Here is a 22,041-nt window from a genome sequence, read left to right as displayed (position 1 = left end):
CTGGAGTCCCTGGAGGAGAATGCCGAGGACGAACTCCTTCGCGCCCGCGAGTCGTGTTGGGGCGGGCCCCCCCCCCCCGCCGGGCGCCGCCCGGGCCCTGCTGGGCCGGTGCGTGCTGGGCGCCGTACCTCCGGCCCCCGATGGTCCGAGCGACGCGGTCCTCGAAGCGGTGGCCGAGCGGCTTGCCGCCCTCGACCCGGGGGCCGACACCGCGGTGGCGCTCACCTGCCCGTACTGCCGCCACAGGTGGACGGCGGCCTTCGACCTCGGCGGATACCTGTGGGCCGAGGTCGAGGCCTATGCCCGCCGACTGCTCCACGAGGTGCACGTGCTCGCCCGCGCCTACGGGTGGACGGAAGCCGAGGTCCTCGGGGCGAGCCCGGCCCGACGGCAGTACTACCTGGAGGCGGCGACCGCATGAGTGACTTCGTGGGCCGGCTGCTCGGCGCACCGGGCCCCCGGCTGCGTCCCCAGCTGCCGACCCTGTTCGACCCTGGAGCGACTCGGCTCCGGACCCCGGACGCTTCTCTTCCGGTGGCAGAGGAGGAGACGGCGCCGGCCCTGCCGTACGAGGCTCCGCACCCGGCCCCCCACTCCCTGTCCCCGGCGGGATCGCCCCCGCAACCCCTGCCCCTCACCCCGCCCGAAGGCATGGAAGACCCGGCAGGATCCCCGGTCCGGGACCCCGCGGCAGCCTCCCACCGGGCGGCCTCGCCCGCCGGGCAAGCGCCCCAGTCACGGCGTACGGCCATCGGTGCGGGGAGCCCCGCACCGATGGCCGCCAAGAGGTCAGCCCTCCCGACGGCCGAGCCCGCGCCCGCTGACGGCGACACCTCCGACGTCTGGTCGTCGGGTGCTGTGCACCCCTCGCCCCCTACCGCCCTGGCTCCCGGGGCGCCTGCGGCCGTGTCCGGTGCCCAACTCCCGCCCGCGGAGGCGTCGTTGGTGCGGCCCGCCGACGCTCCGGAGCCCGTCCCGCCGTCCGCCGCGCCCCCGGCCCTCGCGTACCCCGTACACGCGACGCCGACGCCCGGACACCAGGGACACCCCGTGCGCCCGGTGCGCACCGCCCTGCCCGGTGGGCCGCCCCGCCCGGTGACGGGGCCGGACGGGGCGCCGGACGGGGCCGCGGAGCCGGTCGTGCGCATCACCATCGACCGGCTCGAAGTCCGGACCGCCCCGCAGCCGGCGCCCCCCGCGCGCGCCCGGCGCCGGCAGCCGCGGCTCGGCCTCGACGAATACCTCAGGGGGCGGTCGTGAGCGACAGCTTCGCCGTTGCCGCCGTGACGGACACCCTGCGGGCCATCCTCCAAGGTGCCGTCGGCCGCCAGGTGCCCGGAGCCGTGGTCACCGCGCGCCCGCCCGACGAGGTCACCGCCGACCGGCCCGCCGCCGCCCTCAACGTCTTTCTGTACCGGGCCTCCGTCGACGGGAGTTGGCGCAATCTCGACCCCGTCGGCACGCGCCCAGGCGAGACCGGGCGACCGGCGTTGCCCCTGGTCCTCCACTACGTCCTCACCCCGTACGCCAGCGGCGACTCCCAGGAGTCCACGGCCCACCGGATCCTCGGCGCCGCCATGGTCGCGCTGCACGACCACGCCGAGCTGGGGCCGGAGGAGATCAGACGGGCGGCGCCCTTCAGTGATCTGCACCTCCAGTCGGAACCGGTACGGATCACCCCGGTCAATGTGTCGACCGACGACATCTCCAAGCTGTGGTCCGCCTTTCAGAGCCAGTACCGCACCTCGGTGGCCTACGAGGCGCGCATCGTCCTGATCAACAGCTCGCTGCCCGGTCGGGCACCCCTTCCCGTGCTGTCCCGCGGGGACCAGGACCGGGGTCCCGAGGCGGCCGCGAGCACCGCAGGACCGCTGCCGACGCTGACGGCCGCGGTCCCCGAGACCGTGAGGCCCGGCGGCAAACTGACCGTCACCGGAACCCGGTTCGACGGCGGGGAGGTGCTGCTGCGCCTCACCCACCCGCTGCTGGGCGGACTGGAGGACCGCCCAGCGCTGGAGGTCGACGCCACCGAGGCGCGCTTCAAACTCCCCAAGGACCTGGCCGCGGGGAACTGGTCCGCAGCCGTGGTGCTCACCGCGGCGGACGGCACCCAACAGGCCACCCGGGCACTGCAGGTGGGCGTCGCGCCGCGCCTCGCCGAACCGCTGCCGCTGACGGCGGAGCTCGGCGCCGACGGATCGGCACGGCTCGAGGTGCGCTGTGCCCCGCCGGTCCACCCGGGCCAGCGAGTCCAACTGATCGTAGGAGAGCGGCCGTTGGACCCGGAGGACGCCTTTGCGAACACGACGGACCGGCTGCGGTTCCGCTGGCCGGACGCCCGGCAGGGACGGCACCGCCTGCGACTGCGGGTCGATGACGTCGAGAGCCTGCCTGCGGTCGACGCGGCAGGGCGCCCGGAGTTCCCGACCGATGCGGCGGTGGTGGTGGCATGAGGGCCGACTCCTCGACAGTGCGGGGCGAGTGGGAGGAGCACAACAACCGGCACCTGGCCGAGTCACTGGCCCGGCTGCGCACCCTTCTGCGCGAACGCATCGCGGCGGCCACCGGCTCACCCGCCGAAGGGGCGGCGTGTCCGGACCCGGATGCTGCAACGGATCCGGACGACATGGCCACCCCCGCAACGGGTTCGGACTCCGCCGCGACCCGGGCCACCGCACCCGAAGGGACCACGGCGCCCACCGGTGCCGCCGGCGATCCGCCCCCGCCTCCGTCGTCGAACGTGCCTCCGTCGTCGTACGCGCCCTCCCCAGCCCTCGTCGGCCTGGGTGACCTGCTCGGCCTCTCCCCGTTCGAACGCGACACCTTGCTGCTGTGCGCCGCACCGGAGTTCGACCCCGGCATCGCCGACCTGTATGCCCGCGCCCAGGGCACTCCGCTCGCCCCCCACCCCACCTTCGCCCTCGCCCTGTCCCTCTTCCCCGACCCGGCCTGGGATGCGCTGTCCCCGTACCGAGGGCTGCGCTACTGGCGGCTCGTGGACGTCGAACGGGCGCCCGGACAGCCGCTGGTGACAAGCCCGCTTCGGGCCGACGAGCGGATCGTCAACCACCTCAAGGGCCTCGACCACCTCGACGCACGCCTGCACGCCCTCCTGACCCCCCTCCGGTCCGCCCCGGCGGACACCGGCCGTCGCCCGTCGGCCGCCCGGCACGCGGCGGTGGAGGAGGTCCTCGGCCACTGGCTGGCCCCGGAGCCCGGCGCGGCCGACGGCCTGCCGGTGATCCAGCTTCTTGGCACGGACCGGGAGAGCAAGCGGTCGGTGGCCGAGGAGTCGGCCGCCGACTCCGGCCTGCTGCTGTACGGGATGCCGACCCGGCTGCTGCCCGAATCGGCCGAGGAGCTCGACGCCCTCGCCCGTCTGTGGCAGCGCGAGGCCCGGCTGGCGCCGCTCGCGCTCTATCTCGACGCGGACGACGCACCGGGCGCCGACGAGGCCACCGAGCGGTCCGGACGGGTCGCCCGGTTCCTCGAACGCAGCGGCGGCCCCCGCCTCGTGGCCACCCGCGAGGCCCTGGCCGACGTACCCGCGCCGACGGCGGCAGTCGAGGTGGCCCCGCCACCGGCCCTGGAGCGCGCCGCCGCCTGGGGCGCCGTCCTGCCGCCCGCGGACGCGGACCGGCTGGCCGGCCAGTTCACGCTTGACCTGTCGGCCATCCAGGAGGTGGCCACCGCAGCCGGCGGCGACCCGGAACAGGCCTGGCGGGGCTGCCTGGTGCGCACCCGGCCGCGCCTCGGCCCCCTGGCGCAGCGGCTGGACTCCCGGGTCGGCTGGGCGGACATCGTGCTGCCCGAGGAGGAGACGTCCCTGCTCCGGCAGATCGCCGACCAGGTGGCGCAGCGGGCCACCGTGCACGACCGGTGGGGCTTCGGGGAGCGGGTCAGCCGGGGTCTTGGCATCAGCGCCCTGTTCACCGGGCCCAGCGGCACCGGCAAGACCATGGCCGCGGAAGTGCTCGCCGGGCACCTGGGGCTCGACCTGTACCGCGTGGACCTGTCGGCCGCGGTGAGCAAGTACATCGGCGAGACGGAGAAGAATCTGCGGCGGCTCTTCGACGCCGCCGAGCCGGGCGGGGCGGTCCTCTTCTTCGACGAGGCCGACGCCCTGTTCGGCAAGCGCAGCGAGGTCAAGGACTCCCACGACCGGTACGCCAACATCGAAGTGAGCTACCTGCTCCAGCAGATGGAGGCCTACCGCGGCCTTGCGATCCTCGCCACCAACCAGCGCCGGGCGCTGGACACGGCGTTCCTGCGGCGGCTGCGCTTCATCGTGCCCTTCGCCTTCCCCGGGGCGGGGGAGCGCCGTGAGATGTGGGCGCGCGCCTTCCCGGCGGGCGCCCCCGTCGAGCCACTGGACCTGGACCGGCTGGCCGTCCTGCCGCTCAGCGGCGGCATGATCCGCAACATCGCCCTCAACGCCGCCTTCGCGGCCGCCGCCGCGGGCACCGCCATCGCCATGCCGGCCGTCCTGGCCGCCGTACGGGCGGAACTGCGCAAGACCGAGACCCCGGTGCCGGAGCACGACCTGGCCTGGCCGGTCCCGGTGCCGAAGGGGGCGGGCCTGTGAGGATCGAGCTGCGCATCGGCCGGATCGTGCTGGAAGGCGTCGCCCCCGCGGACGCCCCGGCCGTCCGCGCGGCCCTCACCTCCCGCCTCACCGACCTCCTCACCCAGGCCCCACCGACGACCCCCCACCACACCCACCGCCTCACGCCCCCCACCGTCCCCGCACCCGCCGATCCCACGGCCTTCGGTCACGCTCTCGCAGCAACCGTCCATGCCGGCCTGACCTGCCCGACGGGGGGCGGCCGGTGAGCACGAAGAACCCGCGGCGCACCGCCGCGACGCGGTCCGCACCGGCCCACGCCCCCGCGCGCCCGCTGCAACGGGCCGCCGGGCCGGGCCCGGACGAGCCCCAGCGGACCGGCACTTGGGTGGGGGACTTCAGTGGGGTGCGGACCCGGTCGGCCGATCAGCCCGTACCCGAGCACGGACTGCCGCAGCCGGCCCGGGACGTGGTGCGCCGCCCGGGTGTCCCGCTGCCCGAGGCGCTGCGTGAGGATGCCGAGCGGCGCTTCCGGCACGACTTCAGCCACGTCCGGGTGCACACCGACCTCGAGGGGGCCCGCGCCGCCCGAGCCTTGCGCGCCCATGCCTTCACCGTCGGCCACCACATTGCCTTCGCCGCCGGCCGGTTCGCCCCGACCACCCCCACGGGCGCCCGGCTCCTGACCCACGAACTGGCCCACGTCGCCCAGCAGGACCTCGGCGCCGCCGGCCATGCGCACGGCGCGGCCGCGGAGTCCGAGGCGGCGCTGCTCGCCCGCGACCCGTCGACGCGCAGAAGGGTGCGGGTGGGCGCCCGGGTCGGGGTGCACCGCTCCGAGGACCACCAGATCCTGGAGGAGGACACCCGCGCCTTCTACTACGCGCCCGCCTACCGGCCCCAGATGGCGCAGAAGGGCGTCGACCTCGTCCTCGGCGGCAGCGCCCCCGAGTACACGCAGACGACGAACCCCAAGGGCGGGCGGGTCGAGGTCCTCGAACGGGTCACCGGCGGCACCTGGATCCAGATCAAGCGCCTGACGCCGCAGGACGACATGAGCATCCCAGCACTGCAGAAACGCGTACGGGCCGATGCGGCGGAGGCCGTCGTGAAGTTCCGGGGCGCGATCGCCCACCCGGAGGACGCCAAGAACATGCCCATGGAGGGCGCGAAGTGGGAGGGAAAGACGCCGGTCGGGACGTGGAACCGGACGGTGCTCCAGAAGCCCGACCGCCTGCTGATCCACATCGAGGTGCCCGGCTACTCCAGCAAGAGTCCCGCGGACCAGGCGCTGCTCCGGGGGGCCGCCGAAGGCGCGGCCAAGGGGGCCCGGTTCGGCCGCATCCCGCTGCGGATTGTCCTGGTCGACCCGCCTCCCTCGGCGCGGGGCATGGCGCTCGCCCGGGTGAAGCTCGCCGGGCGCCTGGCCGGCCGGCTGCCGGTCGGCCTCAAGGTCCTGGCGGCTGTGTCGACTCTGCTGAAGGTCTACAAGGCGGTGGAGTTCGTCAAGATCCCCTTCGCCGTGTACGACTCGATCCTCGCCACCCAGTGGCAGGCGGAGCAGGCCGGGCAGGGCAGGCCGTTCATCCTCCTCGACGAGACACAGAAGGTCGACGAGGCGTGCAGACTGCTCGCCGACGCCCGGGTCGAGCAGGACACGTACAGCGAACAACTCCGCGACCTGACACCGCTGTTCGTGGACATCGGCGCTTCGGGGGACCTGGACGCGATCGGCAAGACGGGCCTGAACCTGCTGAGCAACGCGACGCTCACGGCCTCACGGCTGACCGACGTCATCGGCGACATCGGCCGCCTGGAGAACTACAAGAAGCGCGCCGAACAGCGCCGGGACGTCGCGGACCGGCTGCTCAAGGTCTCCCACCTCATCCACGTCATCCACCCGAGCACCGGGAAGCAGGTCGACCTGTGGCACACGCGCGAGGACCTCCAGAAACTCGCCAACCTGGCCACCAACGCCATCAACGACGCGACCGAGCTGCGGGACCGGCTCGCCGACGACGACAACTGGCTCACGGCGTGGACCACGCTCTTCCGCGACTGGTACGCGCACTTCGAAGGCCTGGCACAGCCGCCCCCGAACACGCCCGCCGCACCGCCGGCACCGACACCGTAGCAACGCCCCTTTGACCCGAGCGGAGAACGCCCGATGGCCCCCATCACCCCCGCCGCGCTGCGCGGCGGCATCGTGTTCCTCGACCCCGAGCAGGGGCGGGTGCTGCGTGTCGTGCCGTTCCAGTACAACCCGGACACGGTGACCCGGACGCTCAGCGCGCAGGGGGTCGGGGACGAGGCGGGGGCGCGGCTGGAGGCGCTGCGGCTCAAAGGGCCGCCGAAGGAGACGTTCAAGCTCGACGCCGAGTTCGATGCTGCCGACCAGTTCGACCCGATGGGGTGCCGGTCCACGGAGGTGGGGCGGACCGGGTTGTTCGGGGCGCTGGCGGCGCTGGAGAGCGCCGTGTACCCGCCCAGCGCGCAGCTGCTCGAAGAAGAGAGTCTCGCGTCGGCCGGGATGATCGAGATCGCGCCGATGGAGGCGCCGCTGACCGTGCTGGTGCTCGGCACCCGGCGGGTGGTCCCCGTGCGCATCGTCGACTTCACCGTCACCGAAGAGGCGTACGACGGCGAACTCAACCCGATCCGGGCCAAGGTGGGGCTCTCCCTGCGCACCCTCACCGTCGACGACGTCGGCTTCCGGCACAAGGCGGGCGTCCTGTACCTGCGCTACCAGCAGACCAAGGAGCGGTTCGCCGACCTCGTCGGCGCCGTCGGGCCCGAGGCGGTGGGCCTGACCGTTTTCTGAGTCGCGCCGCGGACACGGGCGTGGACACGACCCCCGGAATCCCGAGAATCCCGAGAAAGGCAGCGGATGTTCGAGCCCACCAGCCGGTACCACGGCATCGCGACCGCGACCTGGACTGCGCCGGACGGACGGACCGTCACCTACGTCCGGCGCCGCTTCCTGCCGCAGCCGGACGAGCTCGCGCCGCTCGGCGAGCACGTCGTGGTGGGCGGCGACCGGCTGGACCTGATCGCCGCCCGGCACTTCGGCGACCCCGACCAGGACTGGCGGATCGCCGACGCGCACCGGACGGTACGGCCCGACGACCTCACCGCAACCCCGGGCCGCCGCCTGCTCATCACCCTCCCCGCCGGGCTGCCCGCCATCCCGGCCACCGGAGCCGCCCCGTCATGAGCGCGAACCTGCGGCTGATGCTGCTCATGGGCCCGATGGTGCCCGTACCCGCCCCCGCCGTGCTGCTTGACGCCCTGGAGTCCGTCCAGGTCACCAGCTCCAGCGGCGCGGCCAGCGGCTTCCAGCTGACCTTCGCCGTCGCCAAGCGCTCGCCCGTGACGCAGGTGCTGCTGCCCTCGGGGGCCCTCGACCCGCAGACCAGGGTGATCGTGGTCGCGGTGGTCGGCGGCGTCCCGCACGTGCTGATGGACGGCGTGGTCACGAGGCAAGAGCTCAACCCCGGTACCTCGCCCGGCACTTCGCAGCTCACCCTGACCGGCGAGGACCTCACGCTCCTGATGGACCTGCGGAACGTCAAGCGCAGCTTCCCGGGCCTGCCGTACAACCTGCGGGTGATGGCCGTGTGCGCCGAGTACGCCATGTACGGCATCGTCCCGGTCGCCGTGCCCACGGTGATCAGCAACCTCCCCCCGGACCCCACGCAGGAGATTCCCGGCCAGTCGTCCACCGATCGCGCCTACCTCAAGTCGTTGGCGGAAAAGGCCGGTTACACCTTCTTCCTCGAACCGGGACCCGCCCCCGGCGTCAGCATCGCCTACTGGGGCCCCGAGGTCCGCGCCGGGCTCCTCCAGCCCGCACTCACCGTCGACTCGGGGGCCGCCACCAACGTCGAGTCGCTCACCTTCGGTTACGACGGGCTCAGCCGGACCCAGTACACGATCCCGCTCACCGAGCCCAACACCAAGATCACGTTCGAGCTGCCGGTGCCGGACGTCAGCCTGCTCCGCCCGCCCCTCGCCGTGCGGCCGGCCCGCACGATGCGCGAGGAGCCGCTGCCCGACCTCACCGGCCGCTCCATCCCCGAAGTGCTGCTGCTGGGACTCAGCCGCACCTCCGCCTCCTCGGACGCGGTCACCGGCAGCGGCAAGCTCGACGTCCTGCGCTACGGCCACGTGCTCAGCGCCCGTCACCTGGTCGGCGTCCGCGGCGCCGGACTCGCGTACGACGGCGTGTACTACGTGCGCAGCGTCACCCATGACATCAGACGCGGCGAGTACAAGCAGAGCTTCACGCTCAGCCGGGACGGACTCGTCTCCAACACACCGGTGGTGATCCCATGACCGTGCCCGCATCCGCCACAAAGCGATGGGACGGCCTCTACCAGGGCGTCGTCGTATCCAACGTGGATCCGACCCAGTGCGGTCGGCTCCTTGTGCGCGTGCCCGAAGTGCTCGGCGACGACCCGAGCTTCTGGGCGCAGCCGCTCTCTCCGGTCGCCGGCACGGGCAGCGGGATGTACGTCGTCCCGGTGGTCAACTCCGGGGTGTGGGTGCAGTTCCTGGGCGGCGATCTGGGCCGGCCCGTCTGGGTGGGCTTCTGGCGGGGCGGTCCGGCCGAGGTCCCGCCGGCCGCCAAGATGACCGCGCCCGGCATCCCGCAGATCGTGCTGGCAACGCCGGGTCAGAACGCGTTGGTGATCAGCGACCAGACCGCACCGCTGGGCGGCATCACGCTCCAACTCCACGGTCCGGCAGGGCCGTTCATCAAGATCGACGAGAAGGGCATCGAGCTTTCCTGCGGTCCCGGCCTGGCGAACATCAGGCTCATGGGCAAGCAGGTCATCGTCAACGACGGCGCCCTGATGGTGCAGTGAGGAGTACGCGATGCCGGGGCTGTTGTTCCACTTCGGGGCGACCATGACCTGCGCCCATCCGCCGGGCCTTGTGAACATCCCGACCCCCGTCCAGCAGCGGGTGCTGGTCATGGCGCAACCGGTCGCCACCACCGCAGACACCTTCCTCGTCGCCGGCTGCGCCCTGACCGGGACCGGCCCCCCGCCCTGCACGGGCATCCAGTGGCTGGGCGTGGCCGGCCGGGTGTTCGTGGGTGGGCTGCCCGCCCTGCTGCAGCCCACCCCGCCGCCGTCCCCCGGCGCCGCGCTCAGTACGTCCGCGCCGCCCGCGCCGCCCATCGTGCAGGCCGCCCAGATCCGGGTGTGGGGGATGTGAGCCCGTGAACGTCGACTTTCCCTACCGCATCGACGCGCGCGGCCGGACCGCGGCCACCGGACACCCCGAGCACGTGCGGAACATGGTGGAACAGGTGCTGTTCACCACTCCGGGCGAACGGGTGCACCGGCCCGACTTCGGCTGTGGGCTGCTCGACCTGGTCTTCGGGCCGGCCGGGCCCGAGGTGGCCGCCACCGTCGAGATGACGGCCCAGGCCGCCCTGCAGCGCTGGCTCGGCGATCTGCTGGCCGTCGAGGCCCTCGAAGTGACCGTGGAGGAGTCCACGTTGAACGTGTTCGTCGCCTACCGGCTCCTCGCCACCGGCGAGCGGCAGAGCGTCCGGATCGACGGAGGGACCGCGCGATGACCGGAGCGAAAGACCGGCCGGCAAAGGGATCCGCGCCGGGCACCTTGTACGGACCCGCGCCGGGCACCTCGGACGGATCCGCGCCGGGCACCTCGTACGGATCCGCGCCGGGCACCTTGAACGGACCCGCGCCCGCCACCTCGTACGCCACCGCCTACGCCACCTCGTACGGTCCGCCGTCCGCGGGGACGTCCGGGTCCCCGACGTTGGGCTGCGACAGCGAGCGGCGGCGCGACGCCGTCCGCGAAGGCGGCCTGGCGGGCATCGAGGACGTCTCGGTCGGATCCGACCGGCGCACGCTGACCGTCATGTTCTTCGGGACGCCGCCCACCGGCCTTGGGCGGGACGACTTCGCCGTCGATGGCGGCCGACACGTCACCGGCATCCGGGTCATCGACGTCGCCCCACACGAAGACCCCGACGAAGACAGCAACGAGGACGGCGACCGCTGCTGCCTCCGGCTGACCCTCGACCGGTGCGGCGACACGTCCGTCTACCGACTGCGCGCCCGGGGCGACCGCTTCGACTCCCGCTACAGCAGCCGGGAGTTCAGCTTCCGGCCCACCCCGGCGGGACTGGACTGCGCACCCGCTGCGGAGCCTTGCGCGGCGCAGCCCACACCGGCACCCGTCATCGACTATCTGGCCAGGGACTTCCCGAGCTTCCGGCGGCTGCTGCTCGAACGGCTCTCCCTGACGATGCCGGGATGGACCGAGCGGCACGCCGCCGACCTCGGCATCACCTTGGTCGAGCTGCTCGCGCACGTCGGCGACCGGCTGAGCTACCAGCAGGACGCCGTCGCCACCGAGGCGTACCTCGACACCGCCCGGCTGCGCACCTCCGTCCGCCGCCACGCCCGCCTTGTCGACTACCCCATGCACGACGGCTGCGCCGCCCGCACGTTCGTCTGCCTGGAGGCGCGCGAGGAGGTCACCCTGCCGGGCGGGGACCTGGCCTTCACCGTGCTGCCGCCCGGTCGGTACGCCGGCCCGGTCGGACCGGTCCTGGCGGCGGCGGAGGTCGACGCCGTGCAGCGGCCCGTCTTCCAGCCCGTGCACGACCGGGACATCACCTTGCACCGCGCCCACAACAGGATCTCCCTGTGGACGTGGGAGGACCGCGAATGCTGCCTGCCCGCGGGCACGACCACGGCCACTCTGCGCGACACGGGGACGGAGGAGGGGAAGGAGAAGGGCAAGGAAAGGGGCGAGGAAAGGGGCAAGGAAAGAGGGAAGGAGAAGGAGGAGGAGCCCCCGCAGCGCGTGTTGCGGCTCGTCCCCGGCGACGTCCTCCTCTTCGAGGAAGTGCTCGGCGCGGGCACCGGATCCCCGGCCGACGCCCTCACCTCGCACCGGCAGGCCGTCCGCCTGACCTCGGTCACCCCCACGGTCGACACGCTCTCCGGCACCCCCGTCCTCGACATCGCCTGGGCCGCCGAGGACGCCCTGACCTTCCCGTTCTGCGTGAGCGTCCGCGGCCCGGCCGGCGATGACCTGGAGGTCGGCATCGCCCGCGGCAACGCCGTACTCGTCGAGCACGGCCTGTCCAGTACGTGGGCGGGCCGCGGCCCGGAAGAGCTGCCCCCGCCCGTCGGGCGCCTGCCCCACGCCCTGCGGGGCAGCCACGTCACCCGGGCCGCGCCCTACCCCCGGCCCGCCGACATCGCCGCCGCGCAGGCCCGGCGGGTGGAGCGGCTGCCCGAAGCGGCCCGTGACCGGCTCCGGGAGCTCCGCAGGTACAAGGCCGGGCCCGAGGAAGCCGACCGCGCCTTCCTGCGGACGTTGTTCGGGCCCCGCGTCCTGGAGCGGGTCCGCCTCGACGAGTACCCGGTCGCGGCGGTGGAGACCCTGCTCGCCCGCTTCGACGACCTCCTCGAAGGCAAGCTCCGACGCATCGACGCCCTGGCCCGGCGGGCCCGTTCGGGGTACGTGCTCCAAGAGGCGGACGCCGGCTGGGAGTTGGACCACACCTGGGGCGACGGCGCGTGGCTGCTGATCGCCCCCGACAACCAGGCCCTGCACGGTCCGGCCCGCGAGGCACTGCTCCCCGACCCCCGCGAGGCGCTGCCCGCCCTGCGGGTCTGGCCGCGCGAGACCCCCGAGGACGAGACCGACGGGCGGGACGGGCGGGACGGGCGGGACGGACGAGGCGGGCGAGGCGGACCGTCGGGCAAGGAACAGACGGGGCGCAAGACGCGGCAGGCCCAACAGGCCCAACAGGCCCAACAGGCCCAACAGGCCCAACAGGCGCAGACATCGCAGACGGCGCAGGCAGCGCAGACCGCCCGACCGCACCAGACCACGATGCCGGACAACCCCCATCACGCCCCCCACCCCCACCGCCGCCGTCACACGGACCGCAACCGCACCCACGAAGCGGACCACCCCGACCACCCCGACCACCCCGACCGCCCCGACCGGTCCGAGGAGCCCTGGACCCCCCGCCGCGACCTCCTCTCCAGCGGCCCCCGCGACCGTCACCTGGTCGGCGAGAGCGACGACGACGGCGTGCTCACCCTCCGGTTCGGCGCGGGCGGCGCCGGAGCCGCCCCGCCCCCCGGCAGCACACTGGTGGCCGAGTACCGGATCGGCAACGGCCGGGTCGGCAACGTCGGCGCCGACACGATCTGCCTCGTCTCCGCCGGCTCGACCGGCCCGGCGGCAGCCCTGTCGGCCGTCAGTCTGGTGCGCAACCCGCTGCCCGCGACCGGCGGCACCGACCCCGAACCGGTCGCCGCGGTACGGCTCGCCGCCCCCCGCGAACCCTTCCGCCGCCTGCGCCGCGCCGTCACCGCCGCGGACTACGCCGCGCTCGCGGAGTCGCGCCCAGGAGTGCAGCGGGCCGCCGCCGCCCTGCGCTGGACCGGCAGCTGGTACGAGGCGGACATCGCGGTGGATGCCCTGGGCACCGCCGACGTACCGCAGCGGCTGCTGACGGAGGTCCGGCAGGAGCTGCACCGCTTCCGCCGCATCGGACACGACGTCGTCACCGGCCCGGCCGTGCACGTCCCCCTCGAAGTCGCCCTCGCCGTCACGGCCGAGCCCGACCACGTCGGCGGACACGTACGGCGGGCCGTACAGCGCGAATTGCGGCCGGGTCCCCTGCCGGGAGGCCGGCGGGGCTTCTTCGACCCCGACGAGCTGACCTTCGGAACCCCGGTGCGGGTGAGCCGGCTGGTCGCCGCCGCGGCGGTTGTCCCCGGCGTCAGGCACGTCGAGGTGACCTGCCTGCGCCGACTGCACGGCACGCCCGCACTCGCCCCGACCACCCCCGCCACCGCCGAGGCCGTACCGGCCTCCGGGGTCCTGCGGCTGCGGCCGCTCGAGATCGCCCGGCTCGACGACGACCCGGCGCGCCCCGAGAACGGGCGGCTGACCGTCACTGTGCAAGGAGGACGATGAGCGGCTCGCCCCGCCCTTGCGGCTGCTGCGCCGGCACCCGGTCCGCGACCCCGACCACGGTCTGGAACCGCCCCGGCCTGCCCGCACTGGACCGCCGCATCGGCACCCACCGGCAGTTCCTGGACTCGATGCTGGCCGGGCTCTCGGCCGCCGACCGCCCCGAACTGGCCCCGCTGACCACCCGCGAACCGGACGATCCCTCGATCGCGCTGCTCGACGGCTGGGCCGTCATCGCCGACGTCCTGACCTTCTACCAAGAGCGCATCGCCAACGAGGGGTACCTGCGCACCGCCACCGAACAGGACTCGCTGACCCGGCTCGGCCGGCTCGTCGGACACCGCCCCCGGCCCGCGCTCGCGGCCTCCACCCACCTCGCGTACACCCTCGACCCGGGCACCAGTACGACGATCCCGGCGGGCTCGCAGGTCAAGAGCGCCCCCCTGCCGGGCGGGCTGCCGCAGACCTTCGAGACCTCCGAGGACCTCACCGCGCGCGCCGACTGGAACGAGCTCCCGGTCCGCCGCACGGCCCCGCCCGCCCTCACCCCGGACCGCGCCCAAGGCCTCCGGGAACTCGAACTCACCGGCATGCACCCCTCGATCCGGCCGGGCGACCGCCTGCTCTTCCGCTTCTCGGCCGCCAAGGACGCCAGGGTGCGCACCGTCTGGGAGGTCCGCCCCGACCCCGCCCGGGACCGCACCGTCGTCTACTTCACCTCATCCAACGGGGAACAGCTGTACGCCGAGACCATGGCCCGTCTTGGCAGCGGTGTACGCGCCGCGGTGCTCCAGGTGCCGCCCGGTGAGATCGCCGCCGACATCAGGACCCGAGTACTGGAGCCGCTCCAGGCCATCGGCAAGAAGAAACCGGAGATCGGCCGCTACGTCCAGCAGATCGCCGACCCGCTCCGGCGCCTCGGCGAGCACCTGGCCGTCGCCCGCGCCACCGGGGACGTCGCCGTCGAGTCCTGGCTGGCCGGCGTCGTCGAACGCGGCCGCGCGGTGTCGGCCGCGGCCGCCGCCGTGACCGGGGTGCCGCTGCTCGCCGACCCGGGCATGGCCGTCGCCCATCCCAAGGCCCGGTCCGGCGGGGTGCCCGAGGACCGCCCGGCGCTCGCCGGCCTCGCCCCCGCCCTGGACGCACTGGCCGGCCCCGGATCCCGCCCGCCCACCGGGTCCCGGCTGCGGCCGCCCGGCGTCGCCGACCTGTTCGCCGCCGACTCCGACGCCCTGCCCCGGCTGCTCGCCGCCGCCCGCCCCCGGCTCGCGGGAGAGCTCTACCGCGCCCTGAACACCGTCTCCGTCGCGCCGCCCGAGTCCTTCGTCGAGGTGCAGTGGCTGCGCGTGCGGGCCGCCCCCGCCGGCACCGCGTTCCGCGAACGCGGGAAGAGGGGCGCGCGGCTGATCGACGTGGACAATGTGGAGCGCAACAACGGCGTCGCCCCCGAACTCCGTCAGCTCACCCTCGACGCCGTCTACGACACCATCGTCGCGCACAGCTGGATCGTCGTGGAACGCGGTGGCAAGGACCCGCTCGTCCGCCAGGTGCAGGAGGTCCGCCAGCCTGCCGCCCTGGGCCGGAACCTGGCCGTCAAGTCGACCCAGCTGCGCCTGGAGAGCTCGCTGCCGCCGAAGTACTTCACCGACGACGGGCGACGCGAGACCACGGTGTGGGCGGCCGGCGAAGCTCTTCCGGTGGCCGATGCCCCGCTCCGGGTCGACGTCGCCGGTGCGGAGATCGAACTGGACGCCGCCTACGAGGGGCTGCGCCCGGGCCAGTGGCTGGTGGTCTCCGGCGAACGCACCGACGTGCCCCTCGTCACCGGCGTACGCGGCACCGAACTGGTCATGCTGGGCGGCGTACGCCAGACCCACCCCCGGCGCCCCGGCGAACGGGCCCGCACCACGCTCCTCCTGACGGCCGGGCTCGCCTACCGCTACCGGCGCGACACCGTCGTCCTCCATGGCAACATCACCCCCGCCACCGTGGGCGAGACCCGCACCGAGGTCCTCGGCAGCGGCGACGCCGGCCAGGGCGGACAGACCTTCCCGCTGCGCCAGGGCCCGCTCACCTGCCTGCCCGCCGCCACACCCGACGGCGCGGCCGACACCCTGACCGTCCGGGTCGCCGACCTGCGGTGGCAGCGGGCCGACGACCTCACCGAACTGGGCCCGGCCGACACCGGCTACCGGCTGAAGACCGGCGCCGACGGCGCGGCCGCCGTGGAGTTCGGCGACGGCCGGCACGGCAGCCGACTGCCCACCGGTACGGAGAACGTCGGTGCTCACTACCGGATCGGCTCCGGCAGCGCGGGCAACGTGCCCGCCGGGCAGGTCAACCAGGTGGTCAGCAGGCCCCCGGGCGTCAACGCCGTCACCAACCCGCTGCCCGCGACCGGCGGCACCGACCCGGACGGCGTCGACGACACCCGCAGCCGCGTCCCGCTGCGCCTGCGGGCCCTGGACCGGCTGGTCTCGCTGCGCGACTACGAGGACTTCGCCCGTGCCTTCGCAGGCATCGGCAAGGCGAGCGCGCAGCACGTCACCGACGGCCGCCGCCGGACCGTCCTCGTCACCGTCGCAGCCGTCGACGACGCGCCGCTGGCGCCGGGCTCGCCCCTGGTCACCGCCCTGGAGACCGCGCTCACCGAGTACGGCGACCCCCATCTGCCGGTACGGGTCGTCGTACGCGAACGGGTCCTGCTCCTGATGGCGGCCGGGATCCGGGTAAAGACCGACCGCACCTGGGAGTCGGTCGCCCCCGCCGTCCGCGGCGCCCTGTACGACGCCCTCGGGTTCAACGGCACCGAGCTCGCCGCACCCGCCCACCTCAGCACGGCCTACCGCGCCGCGCAGGCCGTGCCGGGCGTCGACCACGTGGACGTCGATCTGTTCACGGGCGTCGCCGACGACATCGAGACCGCCGCCCTGGCCCGGCTCGCCGGCACGCTCACCACGGCCCGCCCCTGCGTGCCGGCCCGGCCCGCCGGGAACCGGGTCACCCGTCATGAAACGGCCGCCGGAGACACCCTCACCTCCGTGGCCCGGCAGTACGGGCTCACCGTCCGCCGGCTCCTGCGGCTCAACCCCGGCATCGACCAGAGCGCGCTCCGGGCCCGGCTGAAGGACTCCTTCCCGCACCTGGTCGTCCGGCGCGCGCTGCGGTCCGCGCAGATCGCCGTGCTCGACCCCGCCGCCCCCGAGACCCTCGTCCTGCGGAGGATCCCATGACCCCCGACGAGCTGTACGGCCTGCTGCCCGCGGTCCACCGGCGGCGCGACGAGGAGACCGGCGGGCGGCTGTACGCGCTCCTCGCCGTCATCGCCGAACAGGCCGACCTGGTCGAGGCCGACATCGAACGGCTCTACGCCGACTCGTTCATCGAGACCTGCGCCGACTGGGCCGTCCCCTACCTCGGGGACCTCGTCGGCCACCGCCTGCTGCCCAGGACGGCCGCCGCGCTCGACACCGGCACGCCCGAGGCGCAGCGCTGGCTGGCGGCCGCGGTCCCCCGCCGGGAGGTGGCCGACACCGTCGCCAACCGGCGCCGCAAGGGCACCCTCGCCCTCCTGGAGGACCTGGCCGCCGACGTGGCCGGCTGGCCGGCCCGCGCCGTCGAGTACCGCCGGCTGCTCGCCGTCACCCAGCCCGTCCGTCGCTATCCGGCCGACGACCGCGGGGCCCGGCGCCGGCTTCGCCACGGCCGGCTGCCGGACCTGCGCCAGGTGGACACCCTCGACCGGATCTCCGGGCCCTTCGACGAACTGGCCCGGACCGCGGAGGCCGCCCGCCCCGGATCCGCACGCCGGGCCGGCCGGTACGGCATCCCCGGCGTGGGACTGCACGTGTGGCGGCTGCTCGCCCACGCGGTCACCCGCGCCCCGGCCTACTGCGACGACCGCGCGCCCTACCGGTTCACCTTCAGCATCCTCGGCAACGACACCCCGCTGTTCACCAAGCCGGTGAGCGAGCCGTCCCCGTGCCACACCGCGGACGAGATGAACGTCCCTGCGCCGATCAGACGGCGAGCCCTCGGCGAGCGGCTCGCCGACTACTACGGACCCGGCAAGAGCCTGTGCGTGTGGCCCGGTCCCGAGGAAGAACCGGTGCCGCTCGACCGGATCGTGGCCGCGGACCTGTCGGATTGGACGTACCGGCCGAGGGCCGGCCAGGTCGCCGTCGACCCGGTCCTCGGCCGGATCGCCTTCCCGTCCCGCGAGGCGCCGGAGACCGGCGTCCTGGTCACGTACCACCACGGCGCCGCCGCCGACCTGGGCGGCGGCGAGTACCCGCGCCCCGGCGCGGCGGACACCGACGCGGCCGCCCACGTCTACCGGGTGGGGCCCGGTCGGCGCATCACCGAGGCGCTGGAGCAATGGCGCGGCGAACGGCGGCGCGGCGGGCGGCGGCCCGAGGCGGTCGTCGAGATCACCGGGAACGACGCCTACCAGGAGATCGTCGCGATCGACCTCGACCGGGGCGACCGGCTGACGGTGCGGGCCGCCGACGGGGTGCGTCCTGTGCTCCGGCTGCTCGACTGGTCCGGCAACCGTCCCGACGCCCTGCGGATCACCGGTACGGGCCGGGGCGCGGGGCCGCTGCCGCGGATCGTGCTGGACGGCCTACTGGTCGCCGGGCGGAGCGTGCAGGTGCACGGGGAGGTGGGCGAAGTGGTTGTCAGGCACTGCACCTTGGTGCCCGGCTGGGACCTGGACGAGCGGGCTCGCCCGCAGCATCCCGAGGAGCCGGGCCTTGAGCTGGTCAACACTCCGGCACGGCTCCGGGTCGAGCACTCCGTACTCGGCACCGTCGTCGTCAGGCAGGACGAGACGGCGGCCGAACCCAACCACGTCTGCCTCGCGGACTCCGTACTGGACGCCACCGGCCGCGAGATGGCCGCGCTGACCGGCCCGGAGGGCCGACCCGCCCACGCGGTGCTCGCCGCACGCCGCACGACGGTGATCGGGACGGTTCGGGTGCGGGCCGTGGAACTGCTCGAGAACTCCCTGTTCGACGGGGAGGTCCTGGTCTCCCACCGGGGGGAAGGCTGCGTGCGGTTCTGCTGGTTGCCGCCGGACTCCCACATCCCCGCCCGGTTCCACTGCGAACCGGAGCAGTCCGGCGACCCGCGACGCGTCGCCCTGCGTTTCACCAGCACCCGGTACGGCACTCCGGGGTACGTTCAACTCGCCGACGGGTGCGCCGATGAGATCCGCCGGGGCGCGGACGACGGCTCGGAACCGGGTGCCCTGCACGACCTGTTCCAGCCGCTGCGGGAGGACAACCTGCGCACCCGACTCGATGAGTACACACCCGCCGGCTGCGACAGCGGCCTGTTCTTCGTCACCTGAGCGGCGGCGGCCCCGGGCCGCACGCGGACGAGCCACTCCTCACGTCAGGGAGCGCACCACGATGCAAGGCGATTTCTCCCGGGTCACGTTCGACCCGGACCGGCACTTCTCCGCAGTCCTGTCCCAGCAGGGGCGCGTGCAGCTCGACTCCGAGATCAACGAGCAGACCGCGATCCTCCAGCACTACCTGCGCACACTCGTCGCCGACGTGCTCGGCGACGCGGCCTGTGCGGCCGGCTCGGAGGAGACGGACCTCGGCGGGTTCCGGGTCGCCGTCAAGGACGGCGTGCTGACCGTGTCCCAGGGACACATGTACGTCAAAGGCATCCTCTGCGAGTGCGAGGAGGACGCGGAGTACTGGACCCAGCCCGACGGCCACCTCGACCAGGAGCGGGAAGAGGCGAGCGAGAGGCTGCCCGAAGGCGCGTTCCTGGTGTACTTGCGCGTGTGGGAGCGCCTGGTGACGGCCCATGAGGCGCCCGAACTGCGGGAGCCGGCCCTCGGCCTGCACGGCCCCGACACCACGGCGCGTACCCGGGTCGTGTGGCAGATCGACTGGCTGCCGCTGAGCCCCGAACACCGCATCCCCATCCCCGCTCCCGTGAACGCGCCGGGCTGGCTTGACGATGAGCTGAGGGGCCGCTTCGGCCTCCGGGCGAAGCTCGCGGCCCGCGCCCGGCTCGCCGAGGGCGACACGGACCCGTGCGACGTGGCGCCCGACTCCGGCTATCGGGGCCCGGAGAACCAGCTGTACCGGGTGGAGGTGCACCGCGGCGGCCCCGTCGGCCGGGCCACGTTCAAATGGTCGCGGGAGAACGCCTCGGTGGTCCTCCCGATCAGGTCGGTCCTCGGGCCCACGCTCGAACTGGACACGCTCGGGCGGGACGGCAAGCTCGGTCTTGAGACCGGCGACACCGTCGAGATCGTCGACGACGCCTCCGTCTGCCGGGCCGCCCGGGACGCCCGGGACGTGGCGGGGGGAGCTCCGCGGCTGTACCGCGTCACGGAGGTGGAACACGTCGCCCGGCGGGTGGTCCTGGACGCCGATCCGGCGGCCGACCCCCAGCATCCGGGGCTCGGCACCCTCCCCGAGCGCCACCCGGTGCTGCGCCGCTGGGACCACCGGCCGCCGGAGCCGGCCACCGGCCCTGCCGAGGGCACCACGGACACCGGGAGCGTCGCCACGGCGGTGTCCGGCGAGGGTGCGCTGCTGATCGAGGAGGGGCGGTGGCTGCCGCTCGAGGACGGGATCGAGGTGTTCTTCGAGCCGCTCCCGCGGCCTGCCCCCGCGGCCGAAGTCCCGCCGGTTGCCCCGCCTGCCGCCCCCAAACCCCCGAAGCGGTTCTACCGGGCGGGCGACTACTGGCTGATCCCCGCCCGGGTCGTCACCGGGGACGTCCTGTGGCCGGCCGACGTGAACGGTGACCCGCAGCGCAGCGAGCCGCACGGCATCGACTACCACTACGCACCGCTGGCCAACGTCGAGCAGGCGGGGGCCGACGGCGCCCGGAGCTCGGAGGACCTGCGCAGGGTGTTCCGCCCGCTGGCCCAGCCGCTTCCGGAGGCGTGACGGGGTGAGAAATCGGGCGGGGAACCGGGTGAGGCGCGGGCTCTGCCGTGTCGGGCATGACACAACGTAACAATCCTCGCACTTCTGATCGCATCCCGTCATCTTGTCGCCAGTCGCTAGGAGATGCCGGTGATCGACCAGCTCTGGATCCAGCCCCCGCTCGCCTTCGCCCGGGTGGGCCAGCAGTGCGGGCGGCGCCGACTGCTCGCCCGGCTCCTCGCCGAAAGCGGCCTGGACCGCTTGCTGCGCCGTCCCCCACACACCGTGGCCGCCATCCCGGCTGCACCCGGCGCCTGCCCGGCCGCCGCCGGCGCCCCGGCGTATGCCCTGTGCGCCCACTTCACGGCCCGGCTCGACGCGCCAACTCCCTTGCTCAGGCGCCAGACTGCGGCGCGAGATGCGCAGGAGTCGTAACGAGTTTGCGCATGATTCTTGGGATTCGGTCACGAGGGAGGAAAACTCGGAGGGCTCACTCGGCGCTTTCGAACAGGTCGGGCGCCGACCCATGCGATGGGAGACCGATCAACGATGTTCACTCTGGTACGGAGCAGAGTGCGGACGGCCGCGCTCGCGCTCTCGGCCGTCGCCGCTCTCGCCTTCGGCACGACCGCCACGACCGGCGCGGCAGCGGCCCCTGCTCCCGCCCCCGCCCCCGCCCCCACGAAACAGGGGCCGACCTCGGTGGCGTACGTCGAGGTGAACAACAACAGCATGCTGAACGTCGGCAAGTACACCCTCGCCAACGGCGGAGACAACGTCTTCGACGTCGCCGTGATCTTCGCGGCGAACATCAACTACGACGCCGGCAAGAAGGAGGCATATCTGCACTTCAACGAGAACGTGCAGCGCGTCCTCGACAACGCGGACAAGGAGATAAGGCCGTTGCAGGAGAAGGGCATCAAGGTCGTCCTCTCGGTGCTCGGCAACCACCAAGGCGCGGGCTTCGCCAACTTCCCGTCCCAGCAAGCGGCTTCGGCGTTCGCGAAGCAGATGTCGGACACCGTGACCAAGTACGGTCTCGACGGCATCGACTTCGACGACGAGTACGCCGAGTACGGCAACAACGGCACCGGCCAGCCCAACGACAGCTCCTTCGTGCACCTGGTGACGGCGCTGCGCGCGAACATGCCGGACAAGATCATCAGCCTCTACAACATCGGCCCGGCCGCGTCACGCCTCTCCTACGGCGGTGTCGACGTCTCGTCGAAGTTCGACTACGCCTGGAACCCTTACTACGGCACCTGGCAGGTCCCCGAGATCGCACTGCCCAAGTCGAAGCTGTCGCCGGCGGCCGTCGAGATAGGCGGGACCTCGCAGAGCACGGCCGCCGCCCTCGCCCGCCGCACCGTCAGCGAGGGGTACGGCGTCTATCTGACGTACAACCTCGACGGCTCCGACCGCAGCGCCGATGTCTCCGCGTTCACCAGGGAGTTGTACGGCAGTGACGCCGTCTACGCGCCGTAAGGTGACCGCACGCCCCAGTGCGCGGCGGCGCTCCCTCGGAACTCGCCGCATCCCGTAGGACCGCGATCCGTGCAGGCCGGGGGGGGGGGGGGGGCGGGGCGC

Annotated in this window: 18 protein-coding genes; all 18 read left to right on the top strand. The window is 73.7% G+C overall.

Annotated elements, in window-relative coordinates; all coding sequences use genetic code 11:
* The first annotated feature begins 112 nt into the window (after window positions 1-112).
* A complete protein-coding gene (locus ACFWY6_RS25185; RefSeq protein WP_384694464.1) occupies window positions 113-421 on the top strand; it encodes a hypothetical protein in 309 nt (102 codons plus the stop codon).
* On the top strand, window positions 418-1,260 hold the full coding sequence (locus tag ACFWY6_RS25180; RefSeq protein ID WP_384694462.1) for a hypothetical protein: 843 nt from the start codon (window positions 418-420) through the stop codon (window positions 1,258-1,260). Before ACFWY6_RS25185 ends, ACFWY6_RS25180 begins: the two co-directional genes overlap by 4 nt.
* The gene (locus ACFWY6_RS25175; protein ID WP_384694459.1) at window positions 1,257-2,453 is read left to right on the top strand and encodes a DUF4255 domain-containing protein; all 1,197 of its coding nucleotides are present in this window, start codon (window positions 1,257-1,259) and stop codon (window positions 2,451-2,453) included. Before ACFWY6_RS25180 ends, ACFWY6_RS25175 begins: the two co-directional genes overlap by 4 nt.
* On the top strand, window positions 2,450-4,585 hold the full coding sequence (locus ACFWY6_RS25170) for an ATP-binding protein (protein WP_384694456.1): 2,136 nt from the start codon (window positions 2,450-2,452) through the stop codon (window positions 4,583-4,585). Before ACFWY6_RS25175 ends, ACFWY6_RS25170 begins: the two co-directional genes overlap by 4 nt.
* The gene (locus tag ACFWY6_RS25165; protein ID WP_384694453.1) at window positions 4,582-4,833 is read left to right on the top strand and encodes a hypothetical protein; all 252 of its coding nucleotides are present in this window, start codon (window positions 4,582-4,584) and stop codon (window positions 4,831-4,833) included. Before ACFWY6_RS25170 ends, ACFWY6_RS25165 begins: the two co-directional genes overlap by 4 nt.
* Window positions 4,830-6,698 (top strand): DUF4157 domain-containing protein, encoded by a 1,869-nt coding sequence (locus ACFWY6_RS25160; protein ID WP_384694450.1) that lies wholly within the window; start codon window positions 4,830-4,832, stop codon window positions 6,696-6,698. The genes ACFWY6_RS25165 and ACFWY6_RS25160 overlap by 4 nt, the downstream gene beginning before the upstream one ends.
* Window positions 6,699-6,731: 33 nt before the next feature.
* A complete protein-coding gene (locus tag ACFWY6_RS25155) occupies window positions 6,732-7,385 on the top strand; it encodes a hypothetical protein (RefSeq protein ID WP_384694448.1) in 654 nt (217 codons plus the stop codon).
* Window positions 7,386-7,451: 66 nt separating this feature from the next.
* Window positions 7,452-7,778 (top strand): LysM domain-containing protein, encoded by a 327-nt coding sequence (locus ACFWY6_RS25150; RefSeq protein ID WP_384694445.1) that lies wholly within the window; start codon window positions 7,452-7,454, stop codon window positions 7,776-7,778.
* A complete protein-coding gene (locus ACFWY6_RS25145) occupies window positions 7,775-8,899 on the top strand; it encodes a hypothetical protein (RefSeq protein WP_384694442.1) in 1,125 nt (374 codons plus the stop codon). The genes ACFWY6_RS25150 and ACFWY6_RS25145 overlap by 4 nt, the downstream gene beginning before the upstream one ends.
* Window positions 8,896-9,432: a phage baseplate assembly protein V gene (locus tag ACFWY6_RS25140; RefSeq protein WP_384694440.1), complete on the top strand. Its 537-nt coding sequence runs from the start codon at window positions 8,896-8,898 to the stop codon at window positions 9,430-9,432. The genes ACFWY6_RS25145 and ACFWY6_RS25140 overlap by 4 nt, the downstream gene beginning before the upstream one ends.
* A 10-nt stretch (window positions 9,433-9,442) precedes the next feature.
* Window positions 9,443-9,787, top strand: coding sequence for a hypothetical protein (locus ACFWY6_RS25135; RefSeq protein ID WP_384694437.1), 345 nt, complete (start codon window positions 9,443-9,445; stop codon window positions 9,785-9,787).
* Between the two features lie 4 nt (window positions 9,788-9,791).
* Window positions 9,792-10,154: a GPW/gp25 family protein gene (locus ACFWY6_RS25130; protein WP_384694435.1), complete on the top strand. Its 363-nt coding sequence runs from the start codon at window positions 9,792-9,794 to the stop codon at window positions 10,152-10,154.
* Window positions 10,151-13,555, top strand: a complete 3,405-nt coding sequence (locus tag ACFWY6_RS25125; RefSeq protein ID WP_384694433.1) for a putative baseplate assembly protein — start codon at window positions 10,151-10,153, stop codon at window positions 13,553-13,555. The genes ACFWY6_RS25130 and ACFWY6_RS25125 overlap by 4 nt, the downstream gene beginning before the upstream one ends.
* Window positions 13,552-16,785: a putative baseplate assembly protein gene (locus ACFWY6_RS25120; protein WP_384694431.1), complete on the top strand. Its 3,234-nt coding sequence runs from the start codon at window positions 13,552-13,554 to the stop codon at window positions 16,783-16,785. The genes ACFWY6_RS25125 and ACFWY6_RS25120 overlap by 4 nt, the downstream gene beginning before the upstream one ends.
* On the top strand, window positions 16,782-18,905 hold the full coding sequence (locus ACFWY6_RS25115) for a hypothetical protein (protein WP_384694428.1): 2,124 nt from the start codon (window positions 16,782-16,784) through the stop codon (window positions 18,903-18,905). The genes ACFWY6_RS25120 and ACFWY6_RS25115 overlap by 4 nt, the downstream gene beginning before the upstream one ends.
* Before the next feature lie 61 nt (window positions 18,906-18,966).
* Window positions 18,967-20,475, top strand: a complete 1,509-nt coding sequence (locus ACFWY6_RS25110) for a DUF6519 domain-containing protein (protein ID WP_384694426.1) — start codon at window positions 18,967-18,969, stop codon at window positions 20,473-20,475.
* A gap of 129 nt (window positions 20,476-20,604) precedes the next feature.
* A complete protein-coding gene (locus tag ACFWY6_RS25105) occupies window positions 20,605-20,889 on the top strand; it encodes a hypothetical protein (RefSeq protein WP_384694423.1) in 285 nt (94 codons plus the stop codon).
* 114 nt (window positions 20,890-21,003) lie between these two features.
* The gene (locus tag ACFWY6_RS25100; protein ID WP_384694421.1) at window positions 21,004-21,939 is read left to right on the top strand and encodes an endo-beta-N-acetylglucosaminidase H; all 936 of its coding nucleotides are present in this window, start codon (window positions 21,004-21,006) and stop codon (window positions 21,937-21,939) included.
* The last annotated feature ends 102 nt before the right edge of the window (window positions 21,940-22,041 follow it).

Source organism: Streptomyces sp. NPDC059037 (genome assembly GCF_042740015.1).
Lineage (GTDB): Bacteria > Actinomycetota > Actinomycetes > Streptomycetales > Streptomycetaceae > Streptomyces.
This window is presented reverse-complemented; position numbering and strand designations above follow the sequence as displayed.